This is a genomic window from Pseudomonas sp. SORGH_AS_0199, from assembly GCF_031453735.1.
Taxonomy (GTDB): domain Bacteria; phylum Pseudomonadota; class Gammaproteobacteria; order Pseudomonadales; family Pseudomonadaceae; genus Chryseomonas; species Chryseomonas aestiva.
Genome location: NZ_JAVJAE010000001.1, coordinates 3,263,127 through 3,289,163, shown reverse-complemented (window position 1 = coordinate 3,289,163; position 26,037 = coordinate 3,263,127). Strand labels below are relative to the sequence as shown.

The window sequence follows — 26,037 nt, the reverse complement described above, 5'->3', positions numbered from 1 at the left end:
GAAAGGCCCTGCCGAGCGCTCCTCGGCAGGGCCTTTGCATTTCTGGCGTGCGGGCAGGGGATCAATGGACGGGAACCCGCCCGGGGGCCCAGGGAGTCTGCAGCCCACTACTCCAGGAGAGATGGCCATGTACCTCGTCCAGTTGCTGCTACCCCTGAACGACAATGACGGCCAGCGCCTGTCCGGGGCGCTGTTCCAGGAGGTGCGCGAGGAACTGGTCGCGCGCTTCGGCGGGCTGACCGCCTTCAGCCGGGCCCCGGTGGAGGGCCTGTGCCAGGACGAGGCGCAGCGCGTCGAGGACGACGAGCTGCTGGTCTACGAGGTCATGACCGAGGCCCTGGATCGAGCCTGGTGGGAAGGCTATCGGCACCGTCTGGAAAAGGCCTTTCGCCAGCGCGAGATCATGATCCGCGCCCAGTCGACGGAGCGGCTCTAGCCGTCCGCCAGCACCACCCGGGCCCGCCCGGCGCGCTTGGCCTGGTACAGGGCGCCATCGGCGCGGCGGATCAGTTCGTGGACGTTGAGGCTGCCGGCGGTGCCGTGGGCGATGCCGATGGAGGAGGTGGTCGCCAGGCGGATGTCCTGCAGCGTCCAGGGCTCCTGCAGGGCCAGGCAGAGGCGCTCGGCCAGGGCCAGGGCGGTGGTGGCGGGGGTGTCACGCAGGAAGACGATGAATTCGTCTCCGCCGATCCGCCCGAGCAGATCGTCCGGGCGCAGGCAGGCGCTGACCCGGGTGACGAAGGCCACCAGCAGCCGATCTCCCACCTCATGGCCGAATTCGTCGTTGATCGCCTTGAACCTGTCCAGGTCGAGGTAGAACAGGGCGCAATCCGCCTGGGGGGAGGCGACCGCCAGGTGACCGACGATCTGGTCGAGGATGCTGCGTCGATTGGGGATGCCGGTCAGGGCATCCAGGTAGGCCAGGGACTTGAAGCGTCTTTCGCTGTCCTGCAGGGCGGTCTCCGCCAGTTTGCGCTCGGTGACATTGCGACTGACGATGGTCAGCAGCTGGCGTCCGCCCTGTGCATCGAAGTGAGGCGTCTTGATCACTTCCCAGGTATTGATGCGTCCATCCGGCCCCATGAAGGACTTCTCGATCTGCGTGGCCACACCGTTGCGCCAGGCGCGCTCGTCGGTCTCGATGTTGTAGGCGAAGGCCTGGGCATGATCCGGAAACAGCTCGATCAATTCGGCATCGGTGATGCCCACGTAGTCGAAGCCGAGCATGGCGTAGGCCTCGAGCACGATGCGATTGACGAACAACCAGCGCCCGCGGCCATCCTTGGCGATGATGAATTCCTGGATCGAATCGAGGAGGGCGCGCAGATCGACATCGGAATCGGCAGGAGACATGGGCAGGGCCTGGCAGTCGCGTGGGTTTTCAGGCTATCGGCCCGCCAGCCTGGAAAATGAGGCCCTTCATCAGGTCACCCGTCGCCTGGTGCGGACCGGCAGCAGGCGCAGTGGCGCGGAGCTCCTGCCGACGAATGGCAGTGGTCGCCAGGCACTGCCTTTGACGGCCGCAAGCGGAGCGGCACCGTTCCGGCGCGGGCTCGGCCAGGAACCAAGGCCTTTTCCGCAGGCCGAACGAGGTATTCATCAGCTGCCAGATGTGCCCTTCATGCAGACCACGACAAGAGCCGTTACCGGCCAGTACGCCGCCTCGAATCCGCTCAACCTGCAACCGGCCCGATCGCTCTATCAGGAATTGCTGGTGGAGCACCCGGGCGTCAGGGCGCAGGAGAGGGCTCGACGCTTTCTCGACGACCAACTGCAGGCGGTATCTGGCATGACCGCCGACCTGCCGGAAGACCCCGAGGGCCTGGAAGCCTGGGTGCTGGAGAACAACGCCCGGGTCGGCGCCCGGTACCAGGACTACCTGGCGGCCCGCAAGGCTGGTGCGCCGCGCCGCTACTTCGGCAGCAAGGCCCATGCGCTGTACTTCCTGCGTGGCGTGGCACCCACCAAGCTGGTGGATGGCGCCTGGCTCTATGGCACGCTCGCCCACTGGGACGACCTGCGCTATCGGGCGGCCATCCAGATCTATCTGGAAGAACTGGGCGACGGCCAGCCGGACAAGAACCATGTGGTGCTCTATCGCAAGCTGCTGGCCAGTCACGGCTGCGAAGATTTCTCGCAGCTGAGCGACGAGCACTATGTACAGGGCGCGATTCAGCTGGCCCTGGCCCATAACGCCGATCACTACCTGCCCGAGGTGCTCGGCTTCAATCTGGGTTACGAGCAGTTGCCGTTGCACCTGTTGATCACCTCTTACGAGCTCAACGAACTGGGTATCGACCCCTATTACTTCACGCTGCATGTAACGGTCGACAATGCCGGCACCGGTCATGCGCGCAAGGCGCTGCAGGCGGTGCACGACGCCATGCCGGCCGAGGGCCGCGCTGCCTTCTACCAGCGCGTGGTGCAGGGCTATTTGCTCAATGAGCTGGGCGCCGGCACCACGTCAGTGATTGGCAGCTTCGATCTGGAGCAGGCGGTGATCGAGGTGCTGGCGGAGAAGAGCACGGTCGGCCGCTATGTGCACTCCGATTATTGCCGCATCGGTGGCCGCAGCGTCAGCGACTGGCTATGCGATCCGTCGCAGATTCCCGACTTCCTCAAGGTGATGCAGGAGCAGGGCTGGATCAAGCGTCACGAGAACCCGGTCAACAGCCGCTTCTGGCGGCTGATCCAGGGCGAGCGTGCCGAGATGTTTGGCGTCTTCACCGCCTACGAGCAGCAACTGATCCACGACTGGATCGCCGGTGACTTCGTGCACAGCGGGGCCCGGAACCCGGCTGCCGCCGAGCGGGTGGCGGTGTTGCCGCGGCGCGAGGTGAGCTTTCGCGCGCGCCAGCGTCAGCAGGAGCGCCTGTGTCCGGCGCTGGAAGCCGAGCAGGGCACGGCGGCCAATGCCAGCAAGGCCCAGGCGAGCGACTTCGATCGCGATGAGGTCGCGCTGGAGCAGCGGCTGGCGAGCCAGCCCAGTCGTGCGGCCGCCATGGCGCTGCTGGTAGAGCAACTGTCACCGGCGCGCCATCACAGCCGTGCCGGCCTGCTGGCGACGCGGCTGTTCGTCTCCCTGTTGGGCTGACCCCTGTTCAAGGACCCGCGAGGGTCCTTTTTCCTTTCGACTGTCATTGAAGGAACCATCCATGACGGCCATGGAACACCCCGAACGCACCGCGACCAGCCCTGCCGCGGCCGCTGCCCTGAAACTGCTGATCGAAACGCTGCGCGCAGCGGACTATCACTTCATCACGCCCACCCCGGCCTCCCACGCGCGGGTCAATGCCCGGCCAGGCAACGCCTGGGCGCGGGATCTGCAGGGCATCTTCGGCTGGAGCCGGCCGTTTTCCCCCGAGCTGCTGCCCGGCTCTCTGGTCGACATACTGGCGGCCGCCGAGCTGCTGACCGCGGTGCCGAGTGGCTGGCGCAGCCGGGTGCGGGTGTCGAGCCTGGGCGACCAGTTGTTCGTGCATTCCGCCTATCCCACCGAGGACGCCGATGCGGTGTTCTTTGGCCCCGACACCTATCGCTATGCCAATGCCCTGGAAGCCCAGCTGCGCTTCGAGACCGGTGACATCCGCCGCGCCGTGGACATCGGCAGCGGTGCCGGTCCGGGTGCTATCCTGGTCGCCCTGGCGCGGCCCGATGTCGAGGTGCTGGCGGTGGACATCAACGAGCGCGCCCTGGCCCTGACCCGGACCAACGCCGAACTGGCCGGGGCCGAGAATGTCAGCGCGTGCTACAGCAACCTGCTGAACGATGTGGCGGGCGACTTCGATTTCATCCTGTCCAATCCGCCCTATCTGGTCGATCCCGGCGAGCGTGCCTATCGCCATGGTGGCGGTCCCCTCGGGGCCGGTCTGTCCCTGGCCATCCTGGACACGGCGCTGCAGCGCCTGGCGCCAGGCGGCACCCTGCTACTCTATACCGGCGTCGCCATGGTCGATGGCCGTGATCCATTCCTGGAAGAAGTCCGCACCCGCCTGGACGGCCAGGACGTGGCCTGGCGCTATCGCGAACTGGATCCGGATGTCTTCGGCGAAGAGTTGGAGGCAGGGGTCTACGCCCATACCGATCGTATCGCCGCCGTGGTCCTTACGGTAACCCGGTCGCACTGAAGGCGTACGCCAACGGCTACACTGGCGGGCGCTGCTATTACCCGCCCGTGTCCCGGAGTCCGCCATGCAACTGCTGCTGAACCAGACCTCGCCCTATGCCCGCGCCGCGCGCGTCACCGCTTTGGAAGCCGGCTTTGGCGAGCGACTGGCGCTGGTGTGGAGCGACCCCTGGAACGAGGACGCGCAGCTGTTGGCCGCCAATCCGGCCAACAAGGTGCCGGTGCTGATCACCGATGAGGGTGTGACCCTCGGCGAGACTCTGCTGATCTGCATCCATTTGCACCAGCTGGGCGGCGGCAACCCGCTTGCGGCCGAACGCCTGCAATTGGCCGGCCTGGGCCAGGGCCTGATCGACGCCGCCTTCGGCACGGTGATCGCCCGCAAGCAGGGCGGTGCGGCCCAGGATGAATCGGTGCTGGGCGCTCGCCGGCTGGCGGCCATCGGGCGCCTGCTGACGCGCCTGGACCAGTCTTCCACCCTGGATGCAGAGGACCTTGATTTCAGCCACTACCTGGTAGCGGTCGGGCTCGACTACCTGAGCTTTCGGCTGCCGGAAATCGACGGGTCCGCGCACCTGCGGCTGGTGGCCTTTCACCAGCGGCTCCTGGCGCGTCCCAGCTTTGCCGCGACGAGCTTCCAGTAAGGCAAAAAGCCCACGCGGCGGCCCCCGCCAACCGCGTGGGCAAGCCCTAGAGCTCGATCAGGATCTTCAGCTGGGTCCCGGCCTTGTCCAGCAAGGCTTCGAAGCCCTGTTCCACCACGTCGTCCAGCGCGATGTGGCGGGTCACGACTTTCTCGGCCGGCAGTTGGCCGCTGGCGATCAGGGCCGCCATCTAAGGCCACATCAGGGTCGAGTAGCACCAGGAGCCGCGCAGGTCGACGTCCTTGTAGGTCAGGGTGAAGCCATCCAGCGCCGGGGGCTTGCCCTGCATCCCCACCTGGACCACCACGCCCTGGCGGCGGACCGCCTCCAGGCACAGCCCCAGCGGTGCCTCGGCGCCCACGCATTCGAAGGCCACATCCACCCCCACGCCCCCGGCGGTGCGGGCACGCACCTCGCGCAGCACATCGGTGCTGCCGGGATTCAGGGTGATGAGCCCCTCCACCAGGCGGTGGGCCATCTCCAGGCGGTTGTCGTTGAGGTCCACCAGGAAGATCCGCGTGGCACCCGCCGCGCGGGCAGCCATGACCTGCAGCTGGCCGATGGGCCCGGCACCGGCCACCAGCACGCTGTCGCCGGGCTTCACGCCGCCCCGGTGAGTGGCATAGACGGTCACCGCCGTGGGTTCGATCAGCGCCGCGTGCTCGGTGCTGAGATCGTCCGGCATGGGGATGGCGTTGTAGTCCTCCACCAGGGAGTACTCGGCCATCCCGCCCCAGGGATGGGACAGGCCGATGATGGCCAGCTGTTCGCTGAGCTGGTACTGGCCGCGGCGGCCATAGTAGTCGTCCCGTGGCGAGACCATGGGCTGGATGGAGACCCGGTCACCGGGTTTCACCGACGTCACCTCGCTGCCCACGGCCTCCACCACGCCGGAATACTCGTGGCCGAGGATCTGCGGCACCTTACCGCCGGTGTAGCTGTGCGGCGCGGTAGGAATGAAGATGGGACCGCCAAGGTACTCGTGCAGGTCGGTACCGCAGATGCCGCAGAACTGGTTTTTCACCAGGACCTGGGTAGGACCCGGCTCGCCGGGGGCTGGGACGTCTTCCACCCGGATGTCGCGGGCGGCATGGAAACGGGCTGCTTTCATCGTGAGGCTCCTCTAGCGTTCGCAGCGGGGCAGGAAGGCCTGGATCAGGACATTGACCCGGTCCGCGGCCTCCATCTGCACCATATGGCCCTGGCCTTCCAGGATCTCGACCTGGACGGTTCCGGGCAGGCCTTCGGCATGCTGGACCGGAATGATGGCGTCGGCCTTGCCCCAGATCACCAGGGCGGGCAGATCGCCGTCGAGTGCCTGGCGCAGCACCTGGGCCTGCTGGCCATTGGGGAAGAGCGTGCCGGCCAGTCGCTTCAGAGCCTGGTCCACGCCTTCCAGGCGCTTGTACTTGAGCAGGTCTTCCAGCAGTGGCCGGGTGACCAGCCCGGGATCGCTGAACAGCAGGCTGACCGGTCCCTTGAGCTGGTTGCGGCTGGTGGCGGCGACGAAGCCTTCCAGGTAGGCGCCATTGATGTCCCGGCCCAGTCCCGCACTGCCGATCAGGACCAGGCCGGCGACCCGCTGCGGCGCCGTCTGCGCCAGTTGCAGGGCCACGGCGCCACCCATGGAGTGGCCGACGAGCACGGCGCGGGGGATGTCCAGATGGTCGAGCAGAGCCAGCACGGCGGCGCCCAGCTCGGCGAGATCCGCCGTGGCGAGCGTCTTGCCGGACTGGCCGTGACCCGGCAGGTCCAGGGCGATCACCCGGCTCCCGGCGGCCAGCGCCTCGTGGTTGAACAGCCAGTTGTCCAGATCGCCGGAAAAGCCGTGGATCAGCACCAGCGGCAGGCCGCCTGCACCGCGCTCCAGATAGCGCAGCGGCCGGCCGTCGAGTTCGATGCGCTGGGCCTGGGGACCGGCATCGGCGGCGTCTTCGCCACCAGGCACGAACTCCTCCTGGAAGCGCGCGATCACCGCCTCGATCTCTTCGTCGCTGGCCTCGCCTTCCACCACGATGGCCAGCAGGGCGCCTACCGCAAGGGTCTCGTCCTCGCGGGCCAGGCAGCGGCGCAGGGTGCCGGAGAAGGGCGCCTCGACGCTGCTGCTGATCTTGTCGGTCTCGACATCGAGCACCTCGTCGCCCTTGGTGATGCTGTCGCCTTCGGTCTTGAGCCAGGCGTTGACCCGACCTTCGCTCATGGACAGGCCCCACTTGGGCATGGTCAGGGTATGGATCTGGCTCATGCGGCCTGCCTCCCTTGGGTGATCTTCAGTACGGCGCGCTCGATCTTGGCCGCGTCGGGGATATAGAGGTCTTCCAGCGCATCGGAGAAGGGCACCGGGGTGTGCGGCGCCGTGACCAGCTGTACCGGGGCGCGCAGGTCGTCGAAGGCGTGCTCGGCAAGCAGGGCGGCGATGTCGGTGGCCACCGAGCAGCGCGGATTGGCCTCGTCGATGACCACCGCGCGGCCGGTCTTCTCGACGCTTTCCAGGATGCTGTCGCGATCCAGCGGGCTGGTGGTGCGCAGGTCCAGCACCTCGCAGGAGACGCCCTGGCGCGCCAGGTTGCTGGCGGCCTCCATGGCCAGGTGCACCATGCGGCCGTAGGTGATGAGGCTGACGTCGTCGCCCTCACGCAGGAAGCTGGCCTCGCCGAAGGGGATGGCGTAGGACTCCTCTGGCACCTCGCCCTGCATCCCGTAGAGCAGCTTGTGCTCGCAGAAGATCACCGGGTCATTGTCGCGGATGGCCTGGATCAGCAGGCCCTTGGCATCATAGGGGGTGGCCGGGCAGACCACCTTGAGGCCGGGGATATGGGTCCACCAGGAAGTGAGCATCTGCGAATGCTGGGCGGCGGCGCGGAGGCCCGCGCCGACCATGGTCCGCAGCACCAGCGGGGTGACCGCCTTGCCGCCGAACATGTAGCGGAATTTGGCCGCCTGATTGAGGATCTGGTCCAGGCAGCAGCCGGCGAAGTCGACGAACATCAGTTCGCATACCGGCCGGGTGCCGCGGGCGGCGGCGCCCACCGCCGCGCCGACGTAGCCGAGCTCCGACAGCGGGGTGTCCAGCACCCGCCCGGGAAATTTGTGGTAGAGGCCCTTGGTGACCCCGAGCACGCCGCCCCAGGCGTCCTGCTCGCCAGGCGCGCCCGCACCGCCGGCGTTGTCTTCGCCCATGAGGAAGACGGTGGGGTCGCGGCGCATCTCCTGTTCCAGGGCTTCGTTGATGGCTTGCTGGTAGCTGATCTTTCTGGCCATGGTGGCGCTCCTTGTTGTTTTCCGATCAGGCGTAGGTGACGTAGACGTCGGTGAGCAGGTCTTCCGGGCCGGGCTTGGGATCGGCCTTGGCCTTGCGCACGGCGTCTTCGATGAGCTGTTCCACCTCCTGGTCGATGCTGTCGAGCAGGGCGGGCTGGAGTTGGCCGGAGCGCGTCACCCGCTCGCGGAATTGCATCAGGCAGTCGCGCTGCTCCCGGGCCTGCTTGACCTCGTTGGGATCGCGATAGGTCTGGGCGTCGCCCTCGAAGTGGCCGAAGTAGCGGGTGAACTTCACCTCGATCAGCGAGGGGCCTTCGCCGGCCCGGGCGCGGGCCACGGCGGCCGCGGCGGCTTCATGGACGGCGAAGAAGTCGAAGCCGTCCACCGTCACCCCGGGCATGCCGAAGCCGGCTGCGCGATCGGCGATGTGGTCGCAGGCCACCGACCAGTTCGAGGCGGTGGCCTCGGCGTAGCCGTTGTTCTCGGCGACGAAGATGCACGGCAGATTCCACACCGAGGCCAGATTCATGGCCTCGAACACCGCACCCTCGTTGGAGCCGCCGTCACCGAAGAAGGCCACGGCAACGGCGTCGCTGCCCTTGAGCTTGGCGGCCAGGGCGGCGCCGGCGGCCAGCGGGGCGCCGGCCCCGACGATGCCGTTGGCACCGAGCATGCCCTTTTCCAGGTCGGCGATGTGCATGGAGCCACCCTTGCCCTGGCAGACCCCGGTCTTCTTGCCGTAGATCTCGGCCATCATGCCGTAGACGTCCACGCCCTTGGCGATGCAATGGCCGTGGCCGCGGTGGGTGGAGGCGATGCTGTCCTCGTGGCCCAGGTGAGCCATGACACCGGCGGCCGAGGCCTCCTCGCCGGCATAGAGGTGGACGAAGCCGGGAATCTCGCCGGTGGCGAATTCCACGTGCAGCCGCTCTTCGAAGACGCGGATGGTGCGCATCACCCGGTAGGCATGGCTCAGGTTTTCGACGCTTACGGTCTCGCTCATCTTATTGTTCTCCAGGATTGCCGAGGGCCGACGCGGGCAGGCGGCGGACCAGCAGGCGCTGCTGCGCCGCCAGCTCCAGTACCCGCTCCACGTCGATGCTCAGGGGGCCGTCGAGGTCCAGCGTCACCTGCGGACGCTCCTCGGGGCCGAATTCGATTTCCCGCTCGCCGTCCAGCGCCAGGGTGCCGGTGGCCAGCGACAGCATCCGGGGTTCGCCGGGCAGCAGCAGGCCACTGGCGGCGATGCCGGCCTGGGCCAGCACGCCGGGGGCGAGGGGAACGGTCAGTTGCGCCGGGGCTTCCGGCTCCAGTCGCACCCAGCCGCCATGGGGAGCGCTGCGCGCGACGGGGTGCCAGAGACCGCAGAGGGCCGACAGGCCGATGGCCCAGGGCTCGGCGAAAGTGGTGAAGACTTCCGCGAGATCCTCCACCCGGGTCACCGCGCGGGCACCGAGATAGGTCTGGCGACAGACCGCCACGTCCACCAGCGCCCAGTCGCGGATGTCGCGTTCCGGCACTTCCACCCGCAGCCGCTTGTTGCGCCGCAGCGCCAGCGCCGGGTCGATGCGGCCGCTCGCCACCAGGCCACCGGCCAGGCCGGCGCTGGTGGCCTCGCGCAATTCGGGAAAGGCATTGTTGGTGCCGGTGGACAGGGTCAGCAGCGGCAGGTCGCCCACCTCGGCGGCCACCGCCTTGTGGGTGCCGTCGCCGCCGAGCACGGCGATCACCGCCGCGCCCTGGGCCAGCAACAGCCGCGCGGCGCGCCGGGTGTCGTCCACGGTCTGGGTCAGCGGCAGGTTGAGAAACCTAAGCTCCGGCCAGCGCTGCTCGCGGGCCTGGCGACTGCCGCTGGCCTTGAGCACGGCGGCCGCGATGCCGGTCATGTCCGGCGGCAGCAGCACCCGCTCTACGCCGGTGGCGCCAAAGGCCGCCAGCAGGCGCATCACCACCCCGGCCTTGTCGGTGCTGGAGGTCAGGGCGGCGTTGCCGGTCAGCCGGCGCAGGTCACGGCCCGAGGCCGGGTTGGGCAGGATGCCGACGGTTACGGGCATGGCTGAGCTCCGAGGCACGGGCCGGTGGTCAGGGCAGCCGTGCGGTGATGCCAGGGTGCGCTCATGGGTCTGGCCCTCTTGTCGTTGTGATAGGCGCCTCGCAGAGCCCTGAGCAAGGCCGGTGCCAAACCGTGATGAATCCGCTGCAGTGCAGGCAAGGCGCGGGTTTGAATGGAGGCGACTGGTCGTAGGAGGGGCGACTCCGCGCGCCGGGGCGTCTCACGCCTGCGACGGGAGGGCGAGACGCTGAGACGATTCGTCTCACGACGCGGCGGACTTGAAGGCCGGGGCCAGGGGGCGCTAAATGAAGGGCAGAACAATGACCGGCCTTCCATGCCATGACCGGAATTCAGGGAGAGACGTCCATGTTGTCTACCCAGGCCCGCTATCACGCCCGCGCCATCGACCAGGCCCTGCGCGCGCCCTTGCGCGCGGCCAGTCCGCCCGGGCGCATCCTCGATTCCTGGCGCCGTTCCTTCGAGCAATATCAGCTCGACCCGGGCTCTCTGCGGGGGCCGCGCATCCTTTCGCGCTACGAATTGCGCCAGCACCAGCAGGCGGCGGAAGACTTCCTGCGCGTCGCCGATGGCGAACTGGGCGCCCTGCATGCGCGGGTCGAGGCGGCCGACTACTGTGTGCTGCTGGCCGACGCCCAGGGCCATACCCTGGATTACCGGGTCAGCGACCGGCTCGATGAGGAATGCCGCCGCGTCGGGCTCTATCTGGGTACCTGCTGGTCCGAGCAGGAGGAGGGTACCTGCGGCGTGGCCGCGGTACTGACCGACCGGGCGCCGGTCACGGTGCACAAGGCCGATCACTTCCGCGTGGCCTTCACCGGACTGACCTGCACCGCGGCGCCGGTGTTCGCGCCGAGCGGCGAGGTGCTCGGCGTGCTGGACGTCTCGGCGCCGCGCTCGCCGGACGACCGGCGCAGCCAGCTGCTGATCCAGCAATTCACCCGCGACAGCGCCCGGCGCATCGAGAATGCCTACTTCATGCACAGCGCCCGGGGCGACTGGGTGCTCTGCGGCCATGCCCAGGCCAGTTATCTCGACACCCCAGCCGGAATACCTGCTGGCCTGGGATTCGAATGGCCGCCTGACCGGTCTGAATCGTCCGGCCCGGCAACTCTGCCTCACTCAGCTGGGCTACCTGCCGCAGCGCCTCGACGAGCTATTCGGTCGCGATGCCCCAGCGCGGTTGCAGGAGGACGATCCTGAACCCCTGCGCCTGGGCGAGGCGCAGTTCCACGCCCGGGTCCGGGCGCCGCGGCCGCGCACGGGTGTGGTGATTCCCCTGGTGCGCGAAGCCCTGGAGACCGAAGACGAACAGGAGCCGCAGGTCAGCCAGGCGCTCGCGACCGCCCTGCGGCTCTATCGCCACGGCCTGCCGATCCTGGTGACCGGGGAGACCGGCACCGGTAAGGAGGTCTTTGCCCGCGGCCTGCACCAGGGCGGCGATCGCAGCGCGCGGCCCTTCATTGCCCTCAATTGCGCGGCGCTGCCGGAAAGCCTGATCGAGAGCGAATTGTTCGGTCATGCCGCGGGGGCCTTTACCGGCGCCCAGCGCCAGGGTCGCGACGGCCTGATCGTGGCGGCCGATGGCGGCACCCTGTTTCTCGACGAGATCGGCGACATGCCCCTGGCCCTGCAGACGCGCCTGCTGCGGGTGCTGGCCGAGGGCGAGGTGCTGCCGGTGGGCAGCGCCCAGGCGCGGCGGGTCGATGTACGGCTGGTCTGCGCCACCCACCGCGACCTCCAGGCGCGGGTCGCCGCCGGACTGTTTCGCGAAGACCTGTTCTATCGCCTCAATGGCGCCGTCTTCCAGCTGCCACCACTGCGCGAACGTGTCGACCGCCTGGCGCTGGCGCGGCGGCTGCTCGAAGAGGAAAGCGGCGAGCGTCCTGCGCCGGCGCTGACGCCCCAGGCGCAGGAGGCCATCCTGGCACATGACTGGCCGGGCAACGTGCGCGAGTTGCGCAACGCGCTGCGTTACGCCTGCGCCCTGTGCGACGGTGCCCGCATCACCCTCGATCACCTGCCGGCCAGCCTGCGCCCCGGACGCGCGTTGCTCACCGAACCTGAGCCCCAGGTCGACAGCCCGGAGCGACGGTCGATCCTGGCGGCCCTGGTGCGGCACCGCTGGAAGGCCATCCCCGCCGCCCGTGCCCTGGGCGTTTCCCGGGCCACCCTCTATCGGCGGCTCAAGCTGCACGGCATCGTCATGCCGCATCGCCAGACCGAAGACTGAGCTCTTCCGCCGAACGGTCGTGGGGCACGGCGGCTGCCCTGGCGCGGCGATCCCGGCGATCAAGCGAAGCGCTTGCCGTCGGCGCGCCGGGCCCCGGTCGTCCCAGGCGGGACGTCAGTGCGGTCGGCCATGGGTCACACCTCAGACACAGAACCGAGGAAGATCCCTGATGCGTACCCTGCCACTGCTCCTTGCCCTGCCTGCCGCCCTGGCCCTGTTGAACCGCACCTCGCCCCGGCGTTCCGGGCGGCCTGATCACCCGCAACTGAGCGGCCGGACCATCGTCGTCACCGGCGCCTCCAGTGGTGTCGGTCGTGGCGTGGCTCTGGCGCTGGCCCGGCACGGTGCCAATCTGGTGCTGGCAGCGCGGCGCAGCGAGGCGCTGGAAGCCCTGGCGGTCGAGGTCCAGGCCCTGGGCGTGGCCGCCCTGGCAGTGCCCACCGATGTCGCCGACATGGCGCAGATGACTGCCCTGGCCAAGCAGGCCGAGCAGCGCTTCGGTCGCATCGACGGCTGGATCAACAATGCCGGTGTCGTGGCGGTGGGCCGCTTCGAGGAGATCCCGCTGGACGATCATCTGCGTCTGCTGGATACCAATGTGAAAGGCGTGGTCATTGGCACTCACCTGGCCCTGCAGCGCTTCCGTCGCCAGGGCTATGGCCGGCTGGTCAATGTGGCGTCGGTCGACGGCGAGATCCCCCACGCCTATCAGGCCTCCTATTCGGCGTCCAAGGCCGCGGTGCTCAGCCTCGGCCGGGTGCTCCAGCAGGAACTGCGGCGTGGACGCCAGCCCAACATTCAGCTGTCGACGGTGCTGCCCTGGGCGCTGGATACGCCGATCTGGGGCCATGCGGCCACCTATACCGGCCACCGTCCCGATCTGCCGACCAAGGACGCACCGGACAAGGCGGTGCAGGCCATCGTCAAGGCGCTGGTGCAACCGCAAAAGGAAATCACCGTAGGCTACAAGGCGAAGCTGGCCTACTGGAGCCATCGCCTGGCGCCGGAACTCAATGAACGCTTCACCGCCGATGCGGTGCAGCGCGCCGAGATCGACTGGAACCCGGTCAAGACCGCTACTTCGGGCAACCTGCAGCAGCCCGATCAGGCGGGGCAGGGCGTACGGGGTACGAATTTCTGAAAGGTGACCGTCCGAGCTAGTGCCAGGATGCGTACTGCGCCCCATCCCGTGTTTCGGGACCCATGATGGTCAGCTCTCCCTGGGACGCAAGGGCGGTCTGCAGCGCCCTGGCCAGGGCCGGCTGGGTGCAGAGCAGGGCGGTCGGGGCGATGCCGGCCAGGCTGGCGGCAAGCTCCGGCCCGTATGGGGGAGCCGCCAGGTCGAGCTCCAGACGCGGCAGCAGTGGCAGCCCCTCCGCCAGCATGACCTGGCAATGTGCCTGTAATTCGGCGTCGGCCTCGGCGACCGACCGTTGCCGGGCTGTCACCAAGAGGATCTGCAGATGCCCGAGCGCTATCAGATGCCGGGTGGCCAGGGCGATGCGTTGACTATGCGCCTCGGCGTGACGATGGCAGGCCGTCCTGGCAGACAAGGCCGCGCGCGTCGAAGGAGAGACTGCCGGGGTGCGGTGGCGGAGGGCGGGGCGGGTATCCATGGATCGGCCTCTGCCACGACGTGGCGGTCAGGAGGCCCAGCCTGCCGGATACTGATGGCAGCTTCGTGACAGACCTCAGCCGCTTCTTGGCCGCGGTACACCCTCTCCTGACCCTGGTATGACACAGCGACACGGACGCCTTGCGTTCTCTACCGCGGCGGCTAGCCTCAAGTGGGTAACGTTCCTTCGGGAGCCTGCAGATGAACAGGTTGCATGAACGCTTGGCCCAACTCGATCCACCCGTGCGCCATGAGCTGGAGCGGCGCAGTGACGGCCTGCTGATCACGCTCATCGAGGCCGATCACAATGTGCGGGTGTCGCGGCTGCTCAAGGCGGACGACATGCGCGAGGTCGAGCAGGTGAATCTGATCCTGTTGCATGCCATCAACGAACTCAGACGCAAGGGTGCCCAGGTGCCTCTCGACAAGGACACCATCCTGCTGACGCGCCTGCCCGGCGCGGGTGTCGGCACCCGGGTTGAGCCGTGCGGCTAGTCCGTCAGCTCCAGATCCAGCAAGGCCGCGCCCAGCCCCTTGCCATGGGCATCCAGCGCCAGCGAGCGGGTGACGCCGCCGCGCAGGGCGCCGGGCAGCACGAAATTCAGCGCGCCCAAGGCGGGCAACTCGTAGCGGCGCACAGGCGCGGCGTCGGCGGGTCGGCTGCCGGCGAACCAGGCGGCGACCCGTTCCGCGGTCAGCGCCTGGCGCAGGCGCTCGAAATCTTCACGGCGATAGGCGATCACCGCCATGTTCGAAGTGTCTCCCTTGTCGCCGGTACGGACATGGGCGATCTCACGCAGTTTCATGGCAGCGTCTCCAGCTCCAGGGTAGGGGTGACGGCCGCACGCGGCCACAGCAGCGAGGCCACGGCGATCACCTCGCGGACCGCCTTGGTGGCGCCACCGCCGCCGGCCGGCCCATTGGTATAGAGGGTTTCCACCTCGTTGCCGATCTGCACCGCCGCCGCGCGGGTAGCGCAGCGCCCGACCACCCGCAAGCGGACCTCCCAGGGTTCGCCGGTAGCGCGCGCGGCCAGCGTCTCGCCGTGCAGGGCGTCGCAGCCGATCAGTTCGCAGCGCAGCTCCTGAACCGGTACGCCACAGAGTTGCAGACGCTCGCGCACCACCTCAGCCGCCAGGCGGGCGCGGGCCAGGGCGCCTGGTCCGGCGTAGGACAGCTGGCCTTCGCCATGCCAGCCGTCGCGATAACCCACCGAGACCTTGAGCTGCGCGGGTCGCGCCTTGCCCCGGGCTCCGCTGACCGCGACCCGGTCCGGCGCGGACTGCTGCAGGGCAACGCCGGAAAAGTCGGCGGTGACGTCCGGCGTCAGATAGGCCGCCGGATCGTGTACTTCATAGAGCAGTTGCTCGGTGCAGGTCGCCGGCGTCACGCAGCCGCCGGAGCCCGCGACCTTGGTGAGGGTCGCCTGGCCCTCGGCGTCCACCTCGGCCAGGGGAAAGCCCAGGCGAGCGAGGTCGGGTACGTTCTTGTAACCGGGATCGGCGAAGTAGCCGCCGGTGACCTGACCGGCGCATTCCAACAGATGACCGACCAGGGTGCCGCGCCCGCGACGTTCCCAGTCATCCGCCGCCCAGCCGAATTCATGCACCAGGGGCGCGAGGAACAGCGAGGGATCGGCTACCCGGCTGGTGATGATGACATCGGCATTCGCTTCCAGGGCCTGGACGATGCCTTCCACCCCCAGGTAGGCATTGGCCGAGATCACCCGGTCGCCCAGTTCGGCCAGGGTCTGGCCGCTGTCCAGCAGGGCGTCGGCGGGCAGCTGGGCCAGCACGTCGTCGCCGGCCACCGCAGCGATCTTCAGCCCGGTGACGCCCAGCTCTCGCGCCAGGGCCGCGACCTTGCGCGCCGCGGCGGAGGGATGGGCGGCGCCCATGTTGGTGATCACCCGCAGGCGCGGACGATCCGCCTGATTCAGCAGCGGCAGGATGCGCCGCATCCGTGCCTCCAGCAGCGGATCGAAACCGGCCTCGGGATCGGCCAGCCGCGCCTGTTGCGCCAGGGCGATGGTGCGTTCGGCCAGGCATTCGAACACCAGGTAGTCGAGGCGGCCATGCTCGGCCAGCTCCACGGCGGGTTCGATGCGATCACCGGAATAGCCGGCGCCGCAGCCAATGCGAAGAAGACGGCTCATCTAGAAGACTCCCAGGAGCAGGGCGGTCAGGGTCATCAGCACCGAGGCCGCGAACAGGAAGGGGATGGTGAAGCGCTGGTGATCGGCCAGGTCCAGCTTGCACAGGCCTACCAGCAGGAAGGTCGCCGGGGTCAGGGGGCTGACCGGGAAGCCGGTGGTGTGCACGCCGAGCAGCGAGGCCTGAGCCACCTGCACCGGATCGACCCCCAGGTTGCGGCCGACCTCGGCGATCACCGGCATGACGCCGAAGTAGAAGGAATCCGGATCGAACAGCAGGCTCAGCGGCATGGACAGGAAGCCCACCACCGCCGGGATCAATTGCCCGTGGCCAGCCGGGATGCCCGCCACCGCTACCTGGGCCATGGCCTTGAGCATGCCGCTGCCCTGCATGATGCCGGTGAAGACCCCGGCGGCGAACAGGATGCTGGCCATGGTCAGGGCGGTCTTGGCATGGGCGTCGATGCGCGCCTTCTGGGCGTCCACCGAGGGGTAGTTCAGGCACAGCGCGGCGACGGTGCCGAGCATGAACATCACCACCGGATCGACCCAGCCGGCGATCATCACGCCCATCACCACCAGGGTCAGCAGCAGGTTGATCCAGAAACGCCCGGGGCGGCGCAGGGCGCGCTCGGCATCGCTGAGTACCCGCTCCGGTGCGGCACCGGCACCTTCGGCATTCAGCCAGGGCGCCTGGCCGGCCAGGGTCAGGCGCTTCTCCTCGCGGCGGCCGAGCCACCAGGCACTGGCGAAGACAAAGGCCAGACCCACCAGCTGCACCGGGATCAGTGGCTGGAACAGATCGGCCACCGGCACGTGCAGGGCGGCGGAGGAGCGCAGCACCGGGCCCGTCCACGGCAGGAAGTTGACCCCGGCGGCCATGGCGGCCACGCAGGCCAGGATGCGCCGGTCCAGCCCGAGGCGGGTATAGAGCGGCAGCATGGCGGGTATGGTCACCAGGAAGGTCACCGCGCCGGAGCCGTCCAGGTGCACCAGCAGGGCGAGCAGGGCGCTGCCGCAGACGATGCGCGTCGGCCGAGTGCCGACGGTGCGCAGGATGCGGTCGATGATGGGATCGAGCATCCCGGCGTCGGTCATGATGCCGAAGAACAGGATGGCGAAGACGAACATGCCGATCACCGGGGCGACGCCCTTGATACCGGCGATGATGAAGGCGCTGGTGCCCAGGCCGAAGCCACCGATCAGGGCCGCGGCGATGGGAATGACGATCAGGGCGACCAGGGGCGAGACGCGTTTGCTCATGACCGCGACGAGCAACGCAAGAATGGTGACGACACCGAGCAGGGCGAGCATGGCGGACTCCTTGGACCGTGGCGCGGCAAGCGGGCGCACGGGAGGTTTTGTTGTTGTGGGTCCAGTATTCGAAGACGTCCGATGTCCTGTAAATTGGAATCTTCCGAAGCAGCGTTCAGAAAAACAAAATGAAGAATCTGCTCCAACACGTGCAGGCCTTTCTCGCCGTGGCCCGCCAGGGCTCCTTCGCCCGCGCGGCCGAGGAGTTGCACCTGTCCCCTCCGGCGCTCACCGTGCAGATCCAGCAACTCGAAGCCTGGCTGGAGGTGCAACTGCTCGAACGCACCCCGCGAAGGGTCCAGCTCACCACCGCCGGCGAAGAACTGCGTGGGCCCCTGGAACGCGTCCTGGTAGACCTGGGCGATGTCCAGACCCATGCCCGGGACCTGGCGGGTCTGCGCCGCGGGCGGATCACCCTGGCGGCCTTGCCGTCCTTCTTCATGGGTCCCTTTTCCGAATTGCTGAAGACCTTCCAGGCCCGTCATCCGGCCATCGAGGTCCGCCTGCAGGACGTGGTGGCCGGTAGAGTCGAGGCGCTGGTCCGGGAAGGGCAGGTGGATCTGGGCATCGGCGTCCGGCCACGGGCCGTGGGCCTGGAGTTCCAGCCGCTGTACGTCGATCACCTGCAGCTGTTCGTCCCTCGCGACCATCCCTGGGCAGGCCGCGCCGAAATCACCCTGGGCGAACTCGACGCCATACCCCTGCTGCTCACCGGTCGCGACAGCAGCGTGCGCGAATGCCTGGACTTCGCCTTCGCCGCCGCCGGCCTGCGCCTGGTGGCGGCGCTGGAAGCCAACTACATGAGCACCCTGCTGGCCCTGGTGGCGGCCGGCCAGGGCCTCGCCCTGCTGCCGGAATCGGCGGGCGGCGAGGCCCCGGTGGTGGCCCTGCCGGTCCGTGGCGAGAGCCTGGCCCGGCCGCTGGGCATCCTGACCCCCAGCGGCCGCAGCCTCACCCCGGCGGCCCAGGCCTTCGTCGCCTTGCTTCGGCAGCGGCTGCAGGCAGGCTAATAGTCGAAGGGCTGCCCCAGCTCCTGTTGCAGCCAGTCGAGAAAGCGCCGCACCCGGGCGTAGCGCGAGTGCGCCCGGGGAAACACCAGGTGGTGCGCGGCCACCGGCAGGTCGTCGTCCTGGGGCAGCACCCGCACCAGATCGCCGCGAGCCAGATAGTCCGCCGCCAGCACCGTGCTCTCCAGGGCGAAGCCCAGGCCATGGCGGGCGGCTTCCAGGGTCATGTAGGAGCGATCGAAACTCAGGGTGTAGGGCCGTTCCGGCAGCGCCAGGCCCTGCTGGGCGAACCAGTTGGGCCACTTCATCAGGGTGGCTTCGGACAGGATCAGCTCACTGTGCAGCAGATCCGCCGGCGACCGGACCGGGCGTTTTTCCAGCAACTGCGGCGCGGCCAGTACCGCCAGGCGTTCGCGCTGCAGGGTGCGGATCTCCAGGTTCGGCCAACTGGGCAGGCCGTGGCGGATGTCGATGTCGACCTTGTCGCGGCTGAAGTGCAGGGATTCGTAGGAGCAGGAGAGATTGATCTGCAGGTCGGGATGACTCTGGCGAAACAGCTCCAGCCGCGGCATCAGCCAGAGCAGGCCGAAGCTCGGCGCCGAGTGCAGGCGCAGGCATTCCAGGCCGGCATCGCTGGCCGCGCGATCCGTGGCCATGGCCAGCCGGTGCAGCACCTCGCTGACCTCTTCCAGGTATTGCTCCCCGGCCGGGGTCAGGGTCATGCCGCGCGCGCCGCGGACGAAGAGGGCGCGACCCACCAGGGCTTCCAGCTTGGCCAGCTGATGGCTGACCGCCGAGGGCGTCAGCGCCAGTTGCTCGGCGGCGCGGGCGACGTTGGCGAAGCGGGCGGTCTGCTCGAAGGCTTGAAGGGCTTTCAGGGGTGGCAGGGAAAGCGTCTTGGCGGAATCCATGGGGCGCGGCTTCTGTGGCCAGTTCGAGGCTGATTGTCGACAGGCCTGGCCGATCTGCCAAGCCACAGGCATGAATTTTTTTCAGCACGGTCTGACGCAGGCTGCGTTGCTGGGGCCCTGGGGCAGGGGCACTCTGGCCCTCAGCGACAGCCCTCCACAACAACAAGAAGGATAGCGTCATGCCCCTGAATGCCCTGCTGCTGCAAGACAAGATCGCCCTCATCACCGGCGCCGCCTCCGCGCGCGGCATCGGTCGCGCCACGGCCCAGGCCTTCGCCGCCCAGGGCGCGCGGGTCATCATCCTCGACCTCGATGCCAGTGCCGCGCGGGATGCCGCCGCCAGCCTCGGCGAAGGTCACCTGGGCCTGGCGGCCAACGTGGCCGACGAAGCCCAGGTCAAGGCCGCGGTCGACCAGGCGCTCGCCCAGTACGGTCGCCTCGACGTGCTGGTCAACAATGCCGGCATCACCCAGCCGGTGAAGACCCTGGAGATCGGCCGCGCCGACTACGACCGCATCCTCGACGTCAACCTGCGCGGCACCCTGCTGATGTCCCAGGCGGTGATCCCGGCCATGCGCGCGCAGGGCGCTGGCAGCATCGTCTGCCTGTCCTCGGTGTCCGCCCAGCGTGGCGGTGGCATCTTCGGCGGACCGCACTACAGCGCCGCCAAGGCCGGGGTGCTGGGCCTGACCAGGGCGATGGCGCGGGAATTCGGGCCGGACGGCGTCCGCGTGAATGCCCTGACCCCAGGCCTGATCCAGACCGACATCACCGGCGGACTGATGCACGACGAGCGCCGCCAGTCGATCATCGACGGCATCCCGCTGGGTCGCCTCGGCGAGCCCAAAGACGTGGCCAATGCCGCGCTGTTCCTGGCCAGCGATCTCTCCGGCTACCTGACCGGCGTCACCCTGGACGTCAACGGCGGCATGCTGATCCACTGATCGCCCCCTCGTTTTCAACGCTCTGCATCGACAAGGGGGCCCGCGGCTGCGGCGCCCATAACAACAAGAGATCAGACCATGACTACGCTCACCCTGGCAGCGGCCACCTCGGCGCGCGCCAATGCCTATCGCAAGACCGCCTGGCGGCTGATGCCCTTCCTGATGCTGTGCTACTTCTGCGCCTATCTGGACCGGGTCAACGTCGGCTTCGCCAAACTGCAGATGATGAACGACCTGGCGCTGAGCGAAGCCGTCTACGGCCTCGGCGCCGGCATGTTCTTCATTGGCTATTTCCTCTGCGAGGTGCCCAGCAACATCATCCTGCACAAGGTCGGCGCGCGACGCTGGATCGCCCGCATCATGATCACCTGGGGCATCCTTTCGGGGCTGTTCGCCTTCGTCGAGACGGCCTGGCAGTTCTATCTGCTGCGCTTCCTGCTCGGCGTGGCTGAGGCGGGCCTGGCGCCCGGTCTGCTGCTCTATCTCACCTACTGGTTTCCCACCTACCGCCGCGCCCGCATGACGGTGCTCTGGTTCGTCGCCATTCCCCTGTCGGGCATGATCGGCGGGCCGCTTTCGGGCTGGATCATGAATCAGTTCGCCGGCGTCCACGGCTGGGCCGGCTGGCAGTGGATGTTCGTCATCGAAGCCATCCCCACGGTGCTGGTGGGGGTGTTGGTGCTCGGCTATCTCAAGGACGGCGTGCACCAGGCGACCTGGCTGGACGACGAGGAAAAGGCGCTGATCCAGAAGGAACTGGCCGAGGACAACCAGCACAAGACCGAGCACGCCAGCGTGCGCGACTTCATCCGTGATCGCCGGCTGTGGCTGCTGGCCGCCATCTACTTCTGCGTGGTCATGGGCCAGTACGCCATCACCTTCTGGCTGCCGACCCTGGTGCGCAATTCGGGGGTCGCCGATCCACTGCACATCGGCCTGCTCACCAGCCTGCCCTACATGTGCGCCATCGTCGCCATGCTGCTGGCCGGGCGCAGCGGCGACCGGCACCGGGAGCGCCGCTGGCATCTGGTGATTCCCATGCTGCTGGGCGCCTGCGGACTCAGCCTCGCCGCGGTCTTCGGCCACAACGTCACCCTGTCGATCCTCAGCCTGTGCCTGGCTGCGGCCGGCGTCCTTTCGGCGTCCTCGCTGTTCTGGATGCTGCCCACCACGCTGCTGGGCGGGGTCACCGCCGCCGCCGGCATCGCCGCGGTGAATAGCTTCGCCAACCTGGCCGGCTTCTGCTCGCCCTACCTGATCGGCTGGATCACCACCAGCACCGGCTCCAGCGCCATCGGCATGTTCCTCATCACCGGGGTGCTGGTGATAGGCGCCACGCTGGTCCTGCGCATTCCTGCCGCCCTGGTCAATCGCTAATCGAGGTACAGATCATGACCGCTTCTTCGCCACAGCTCGCACCGCTCTCGCTGGCCGAGCGCGCCCACAACATCCGCCGCCATGCCCTGCGCATGGGCCAGATCCAGGGCCAGGGTTATGTCGGCCAGGCCCTGGGCGTCGCCGACGTCCTGGCCGTCGCCTACTTCCACGCCCTGAGCTACCAGCCACAGGACCCCGAGTGGGAAGGGCGCGACCGCTTCTACCTGTCCATCGGCCACTACGCGATAGCCCTCTACGCCGCGCTGATCGAGGCCGGCATCGTGCCGCAGGAAGAGCTGGAAACCTATGGCTGCGACGACAGCCGCCTGCCCATGTCGGGCATGGCCGCCTACACCCCGGGCATGGAGATCACCGGCGGTTCCCTCGGCCAGGGCCTGGGCATCGCCGTGGGCGCCTGCCTCGGTCTCAAGCGCAAGCAGTCCGGCGCCTTCGTCTACAACCTGCTGTCCGATGGCGAACTCAACGAGGGCGCCACCTGGGAAGCGGCCATGTCGGCCTCCCACTGGCAGTTGGACAATCTCATCGCCCTGGTGGACGTGAACAACCAGCAGGCCGACGGCCATTGCCGCGAGATCCTGGCCTTCGAACCCCTGGCCGAGCGCTGGCAGGCCTTCGGCTGGTTCGTCCAGCGCGTCGACGGCAACGACCGCGCGGCACTGGTTGCCGCCTTCGATCGCGCCCGCCAGCACCCCGGCCGACAGCCCCGGATCATTCTCTGCGATACCCGCATGGGCAAGGGCGTGCCCTTCCTGGAAACCCGCGACAAGACTCACTTCATCCGCGTCGAGGCGCACGAATGGGCCCTGGCCCTCAATGCCCTGGATGCCGGGAGGGACTTCTGATGACTACCAGCACCGCCACCAAGCCACGCCTGACCACCTCGGCGATGATCGCCAGCATCGCCGCCGAGGGCCAGCCGACGCGACCGGCTCCGTTCGGTCACGCCCTGGCGGCCCTGGCCGAGCAGCGCCAGGACATCGTCGGCCTCACCGCCGACCTGGCCAAGTACACCGACCTGCACATCTTCGCCAAGGCCCATCCCGAGCGCTTCTACCAGATGGGCATGGCCGAGCAGCTGCTGATGAGCGCCGCCGCCGGCCTGGCCCGCGAAGGCTGCGTGCCCTTCGCCACCACCTATGCGGTATTCGCCTCGCGCCGCGCCTACGACTTCATCTGCATGGCCATCGCCGAGGAGAATCTCAACGTCAAGATCGTCTGCGGGCTGCCGGGGCTGACCACCGGCTACGGCCCCAGCCACCAGGCCACCGACGACCTGGCGATCTTTCGCGCCATGCCCAACCTCATGGTCATCGACCCCTGCGACGCCCTGGAGATCGAGCAGGCGGTGCCGGCCATCGCCGCCCACCAGGGGCCGGTCTACATGCGCCTCCTGCGCGGCAACGTGCCCCTGGTGCTGGACCGCTACGACTACCGGTTCCAGCTCGGCAAGGCCCAGGTGGTGCGCCCCGGTCGCGACGTGCTGGTGGTGTCCACCGGCCTGATGACCATGCGCGCCCTGGAGGCCGCCGAGGCCCTGGCCGCGGATGGCGTGGACGTCTCGGTGCTGCACGTGCCGACCATCAAGCCGCTGGACGAGGCGACGATCCTGGCGGAAGCCCGCAAGCCGGGGCGGCTGGTGGTGGCGGCGGAGAACCATTCGCTGATCGGTGGCCTGGGGGAGGCGGTGGCGACCACCCTGCTGCGCAACGGCGTGACGCCCACCTTCCGCCAGATCGCATTGCCCGACGCCTTCCTCGACGCCGGGGCGCTGCCGACCCTGCACGACCGCTACGGCATCTCCACCACGGCGGTCTGCCAGCAGATCAAGGGCTGGTTGTAGGGAATAGGGCTGCGGATCGCGCTCAGCGGCGCCGCAGCCCAGCGCCTCACTATCTCAGTGGGGCACTTCGTCTTCACCCAGCTCCCGCGCCAGGCGCACGACAGTGACACCGCTACCCAGGTGGCGGATCGAGGGCTGGATCAGCACGCAGTTGGCGTAGGGCGTACGGATCTCGCGCTCGCCGTCGGTGGCGATGAGCGTGCCCGCTTCGGCGATGGTCTCAAGGCCCTTGAAGTCCTGGGTGAAGCGAAAGTCCAGGGTGTCCGCGACGATGGCATCGGTCACCCGCAGGAAGCGCTGGCGCGCCGGCTTGGCCACCTGCAGCAGGTCGGCCACCGCAGCTTCATCCACCACCTCGGCCAATAGCAGGAAGCGCGCGACGCAATCGAGGGCGATCTGGCGGCTCACGGCCAGCACGTGCTGGCCGGTTTCGATCAGCAGGGCGTTCTTGGGACTATCGCCTTCGCCAAAGCCGCCAAAGTCACGCAGGCGCCGACCGTTCTGATGCCCGGCGTCGGCGATGACGAATTCCGGTGTACCCAGCTGGGCAGCCAGATGCAGCCCTTTTTCCAGGGGACCGGTCATCATCAGCGGCGCGGAATGCTCGTGCATGGAATGAATATCCAGCAGCCAGTCGATCTCGTCGATCAGCGGGCGCAGTTGCTGGGCGCGCGCCAGATCTGCCGTGGTGGCCGGACCCTGGAGGCGCTGTGGCAGCCAGACGCGATTCATGTCCTCCTCCATGTAGCGGGTGGCGTCGATGTCGTCCGGGTCAAAGGCGTGGTAGGCGGCCACGTTGCCAAAGGCCAGGGTCAGCTTGCCGCGTTGCGGACGGATACCTCGGCGCAGCAATTCGTCGACGGCGATGGCGCCGCTGACCTCGTTGCCGTGGGTCAGGGCCATGATGGCCACGTGAGGACCTGCGACGCCGCTGTCGAAGGTGTGGACATAGTCGATGCCGGTGTTGCCGGTCTTCCAGCGGTCGACGTCCGGAAACGCGACTTCGATGGGGTAGCGGGGCAGACCGGCACGGATCTGGGCGAGAGTGGTCATGGCAGGCTCCTAGGGTGGGCAGGCCGGGGCCGGGCCCCGGCGGTGGATCAGGACGGGACGTGGCGCCGGGCGCGGGTCAGCGCCAGGATCGATACCAGGCTCAGGGCGGCGGTGGCCATCACGTAATAGCTGGGGGCCAGATTGTCACCACTGCTGTTGATCATCCAGGTCACCACCAACGGGGCGAAGCCGCCAAAGGCCGTGACCGAGAAGTTGTAGCTCAGCGACAGGCCCGAGCCGCGGGTGCGGGTGGGAAAGGCGTCGGCCAGCATGGCCGGGATCGGCCCGAGGGATGCGGCGATCAAGACGCCCACGAGCGCCTGCACCAGCAGCAGGGTGGTGATGGAGGGCAGGGCGTTGAGCAGCAGGAACAGCGGGTAGGACGACAGGCCGACCAGGGTCATGGCGATGCCCAGCACCCGCAGGCGGCCGAAGCGATCGGACAGGATGCCGAACACCGGAGACATCAGCATGATGGCAAGGCCAGTGATGAAGGCGCCCAGAAAGGAGGAGGTGGCGGCGATGTGCAGCTGCTTCATGGCGTAGGTGGGCATGTACAGCTTGTGCACGTAGTTGAAGGCAGTGGCGCCGGACACCACGCCGATGCACAGCAGCAGCACGCGCCAGTCGGCCTGCAGCAGATCCCGCACTGGGGTCGGGTCCGGGCCTTCGCGGCGGGCCAGCGCCTTGAATTCAGGCGTTTCATCCATCTGCCGGCGGATATAGAGGCCGATCGGACCAATCAGCAGACCGATGCCGAAGGCCAGGCGCCAGCCCCAGTCGTCCAGCTGCGCCGGGCTGAGCACATAGCTCAGGACCGCCGCTACGCCAGCGGCGAAGACCGTGGCCAGGCCCTGAGTGGACAGCTGCCAACTGGCGAAGAAGCCGCGCCGACCCTCAGTGGCGTTCTCGGCCATGAAGGCGGTGCAGGCGCCGAACTCGCCGCCGCTGGAAAAGCCCTGCAGCATCCGCGCGATGATCACGATCAGCGGCGCCAGCAGGCCGATCTGGCCGTAGGTGGGCACGCAGGTCATCAGCAGGGTGCCGATCATCATCAGGGCGATGGACAGCGTTAGCGAGGCCTTGCGACCGCGGCGGTCGGTGTAGGAGCCCAGTACCACGGCGCCCAGCGGCCGCATGATGAAGGAGATGGCGAAGGTGGCCACGCTCAGCAGCAGGGAGGTGGTTTCATTTTCCGCCGGAAAGAACTGCCGGCTGATAATGACGGCGAAATAGCCGTAGATCAGCAGGTCGTAGAATTCCAGGGCGTTGCCGATGCCGGCCGCGCAGATTTCCTTCCAGGAGCCACGCCGGGCTGGTGCGCCAGCCTCGGCGCTGGCAAGGGTCGATATGGAGTGCGACATGGCCTGGTTCCCCTTGGCGGAGCGCGGCCGAGGGTGGCGGCGCCTTCACGAGTGAGGTTCAACCTTGGGTCATGGTTGGGCAGTGGCTCAATTGCCGTTTCGGC

At 68.2% G+C, this 26,037-nt stretch carries 25 protein-coding genes and 1 pseudogene; 12 read left to right on the top strand and 14 right to left on the bottom strand.

Annotation, left to right across the window (positions count from 1 at the left end; all coding sequences use genetic code 11):
- Nucleotides 1-127: 127 nt before the first annotated feature.
- Entirely contained in the window at nt 128-436 is a 309-nt protein-coding gene (locus QE444_RS15505; RefSeq protein WP_309739616.1) for a hypothetical protein, read from the top strand.
- Here QE444_RS15505 and QE444_RS15500 read toward each other — a convergent pair.
- Nucleotides 433-1,353: a GGDEF domain-containing protein gene (locus tag QE444_RS15500; protein WP_309739614.1), complete on the bottom strand. Its 921-nt coding sequence runs from the start codon at nt 1,351-1,353 to the stop codon at nt 433-435. The two genes, QE444_RS15505 and QE444_RS15500, sit on opposite strands and share 4 nt — an antisense overlap.
- Before the next feature lie 268 nt (nt 1,354-1,621).
- Between QE444_RS15500 and QE444_RS15495 the strand changes: the two genes are divergently transcribed.
- From QE444_RS15495 to QE444_RS15485, 3 genes are all read left to right on the top strand, one after another.
- A complete protein-coding gene (locus QE444_RS15495) occupies nt 1,622-3,094 on the top strand; it encodes an iron-containing redox enzyme family protein (protein ID WP_309739611.1) in 1,473 nt (490 codons plus the stop codon).
- A 61-nt stretch (nt 3,095-3,155) separates the two neighbouring features.
- Complete coding sequence (locus QE444_RS15490) at nt 3,156-4,127, top strand: class I SAM-dependent methyltransferase (protein WP_309739608.1); 972 nt, start codon at nt 3,156-3,158, stop codon at nt 4,125-4,127.
- A gap of 64 nt (nt 4,128-4,191) precedes the next feature.
- Complete coding sequence (locus QE444_RS15485; protein WP_309739606.1) at nt 4,192-4,770, top strand: glutathione S-transferase N-terminal domain-containing protein; 579 nt, start codon at nt 4,192-4,194, stop codon at nt 4,768-4,770.
- A gap of 46 nt (nt 4,771-4,816) precedes the next feature.
- Here the strand turns inward: QE444_RS15485 and QE444_RS15480 are convergent, their stop codons facing one another.
- Genes QE444_RS15480 through QE444_RS15455 form a run of 6 tightly spaced genes read right to left on the bottom strand, consistent with a single transcriptional unit; the run spans nt 4,817 to nt 10,085 of the window.
- Nucleotides 4,817-4,960, bottom strand: coding sequence for a hypothetical protein (locus QE444_RS15480; RefSeq protein WP_309739604.1), 144 nt, complete (start codon nt 4,958-4,960; stop codon nt 4,817-4,819).
- A complete protein-coding gene (locus tag QE444_RS15475) occupies nt 4,961-5,881 on the bottom strand; it encodes a zinc-binding dehydrogenase (protein ID WP_309739602.1) in 921 nt (306 codons plus the stop codon).
- A gap of 12 nt (nt 5,882-5,893) precedes the next feature.
- Nucleotides 5,894-7,015, bottom strand: coding sequence for an acetoin dehydrogenase dihydrolipoyllysine-residue acetyltransferase subunit (locus QE444_RS15470; RefSeq protein ID WP_285388246.1), 1,122 nt, complete (start codon nt 7,013-7,015; stop codon nt 5,894-5,896).
- Nucleotides 7,012-8,031: an alpha-ketoacid dehydrogenase subunit beta gene (locus QE444_RS15465; RefSeq protein ID WP_059229698.1), complete on the bottom strand. Its 1,020-nt coding sequence runs from the start codon at nt 8,029-8,031 to the stop codon at nt 7,012-7,014. Before QE444_RS15465 ends, QE444_RS15470 begins: the two co-directional genes overlap by 4 nt.
- A gap of 25 nt (nt 8,032-8,056) precedes the next feature.
- Entirely contained in the window at nt 8,057-9,034 is a 978-nt protein-coding gene (locus tag QE444_RS15460; RefSeq protein ID WP_133860739.1) for a thiamine pyrophosphate-dependent dehydrogenase E1 component subunit alpha, read from the bottom strand.
- Between the two features lies 1 nt (nt 9,035).
- Nucleotides 9,036-10,085 (bottom strand): ATP-NAD kinase family protein, encoded by a 1,050-nt coding sequence (locus QE444_RS15455; protein ID WP_273862069.1) that lies wholly within the window; start codon nt 10,083-10,085, stop codon nt 9,036-9,038.
- A gap of 365 nt (nt 10,086-10,450) precedes the next feature.
- Here QE444_RS15455 and QE444_RS15450 point away from each other — a divergent pair.
- Nucleotides 10,451-12,335, top strand: a pseudogene (locus QE444_RS15450) (sigma-54-dependent Fis family transcriptional regulator).
- A 169-nt stretch (nt 12,336-12,504) separates the two neighbouring features.
- Nucleotides 12,505-13,476 carry an SDR family NAD(P)-dependent oxidoreductase gene (locus tag QE444_RS15445; protein WP_309739593.1) on the top strand — a complete coding sequence of 324 codons (972 nt, stop codon included), beginning with the start codon at nt 12,505-12,507 and terminating at the stop codon, nt 13,474-13,476.
- Nucleotides 13,477-13,492: 16 nt separating this feature from the next.
- Here the strand turns inward: QE444_RS15445 and QE444_RS15440 are convergent, their stop codons facing one another.
- On the bottom strand, nt 13,493-13,888 hold the full coding sequence (locus QE444_RS15440) for a hypothetical protein (protein ID WP_309739590.1): 396 nt from the start codon (nt 13,886-13,888) through the stop codon (nt 13,493-13,495).
- Between the two features lie 263 nt (nt 13,889-14,151).
- On the opposite strand from QE444_RS15440, the gene QE444_RS15435 reads away from it, so the two are divergent.
- Nucleotides 14,152-14,445, top strand: a complete 294-nt coding sequence (locus tag QE444_RS15435) for a hypothetical protein (protein ID WP_187979439.1) — start codon at nt 14,152-14,154, stop codon at nt 14,443-14,445.
- On the opposite strand, the gene QE444_RS15430 is transcribed toward QE444_RS15435, so the two are convergent.
- The 3 genes from QE444_RS15430 to QE444_RS15420 are packed head-to-tail and all read right to left on the bottom strand — an operon-like array spanning nt 14,442 to nt 17,416.
- Nucleotides 14,442-14,756 (bottom strand): hypothetical protein, encoded by a 315-nt coding sequence (locus tag QE444_RS15430; RefSeq protein WP_309739588.1) that lies wholly within the window; start codon nt 14,754-14,756, stop codon nt 14,442-14,444. The two genes, QE444_RS15435 and QE444_RS15430, sit on opposite strands and share 4 nt — an antisense overlap.
- Nucleotides 14,753-16,105, bottom strand: a complete 1,353-nt coding sequence (locus QE444_RS15425) for an acyclic terpene utilization AtuA family protein (protein ID WP_309739585.1) — start codon at nt 16,103-16,105, stop codon at nt 14,753-14,755. The genes QE444_RS15430 and QE444_RS15425 overlap by 4 nt, the downstream gene beginning before the upstream one ends.
- Nucleotides 16,106-17,416: a citrate:proton symporter gene (locus QE444_RS15420; RefSeq protein ID WP_309739583.1), complete on the bottom strand. Its 1,311-nt coding sequence runs from the start codon at nt 17,414-17,416 to the stop codon at nt 16,106-16,108.
- A gap of 128 nt (nt 17,417-17,544) precedes the next feature.
- Between QE444_RS15420 and QE444_RS15415 the strand changes: the two genes are divergently transcribed.
- Nucleotides 17,545-18,426, top strand: coding sequence for a LysR family transcriptional regulator (locus QE444_RS15415; protein WP_309739581.1), 882 nt, complete (start codon nt 17,545-17,547; stop codon nt 18,424-18,426).
- Here QE444_RS15415 and QE444_RS15410 read toward each other — a convergent pair.
- On the bottom strand, nt 18,423-19,334 hold the full coding sequence (locus QE444_RS15410) for a LysR substrate-binding domain-containing protein (RefSeq protein ID WP_273862061.1): 912 nt from the start codon (nt 19,332-19,334) through the stop codon (nt 18,423-18,425). The genes QE444_RS15415 and QE444_RS15410 overlap by 4 nt on opposite strands.
- 194 nt (nt 19,335-19,528) lie before the next feature.
- Between QE444_RS15410 and QE444_RS15405 the strand changes: the two genes are divergently transcribed.
- The 4 genes from QE444_RS15405 to QE444_RS15390 all read left to right on the top strand — a co-directional run bounded on the left by QE444_RS15405 (nt 19,529) and on the right by QE444_RS15390 (nt 23,516).
- Complete coding sequence (locus QE444_RS15405; protein WP_187981362.1) at nt 19,529-20,278, top strand: SDR family NAD(P)-dependent oxidoreductase; 750 nt, start codon at nt 19,529-19,531, stop codon at nt 20,276-20,278.
- A 78-nt stretch (nt 20,279-20,356) separates the two neighbouring features.
- On the top strand, nt 20,357-21,655 hold the full coding sequence (locus QE444_RS15400) for an MFS transporter (protein ID WP_187979434.1): 1,299 nt from the start codon (nt 20,357-20,359) through the stop codon (nt 21,653-21,655).
- A 14-nt stretch (nt 21,656-21,669) separates the two neighbouring features.
- Nucleotides 21,670-22,518, top strand: coding sequence for a transketolase (locus QE444_RS15395; protein ID WP_309739579.1), 849 nt, complete (start codon nt 21,670-21,672; stop codon nt 22,516-22,518).
- Entirely contained in the window at nt 22,518-23,516 is a 999-nt protein-coding gene (locus QE444_RS15390; RefSeq protein ID WP_133860726.1) for a transketolase family protein, read from the top strand. The genes QE444_RS15395 and QE444_RS15390 overlap by 1 nt, the downstream gene beginning before the upstream one ends.
- Nucleotides 23,517-23,570: 54 nt before the next feature.
- Here the strand turns inward: QE444_RS15390 and QE444_RS15385 are convergent, their stop codons facing one another.
- Together QE444_RS15385 and QE444_RS15380 are read right to left on the bottom strand one after the other, a co-directional pair.
- Complete coding sequence (locus QE444_RS15385) at nt 23,571-24,569, bottom strand: succinylglutamate desuccinylase/aspartoacylase family protein (RefSeq protein ID WP_309739575.1); 999 nt, start codon at nt 24,567-24,569, stop codon at nt 23,571-23,573.
- Between the two features lie 47 nt (nt 24,570-24,616).
- Nucleotides 24,617-25,933 (bottom strand): MFS transporter, encoded by a 1,317-nt coding sequence (locus QE444_RS15380; RefSeq protein ID WP_285388274.1) that lies wholly within the window; start codon nt 25,931-25,933, stop codon nt 24,617-24,619.
- Between the last annotated feature and the right edge of the window lie 104 nt (nt 25,934-26,037).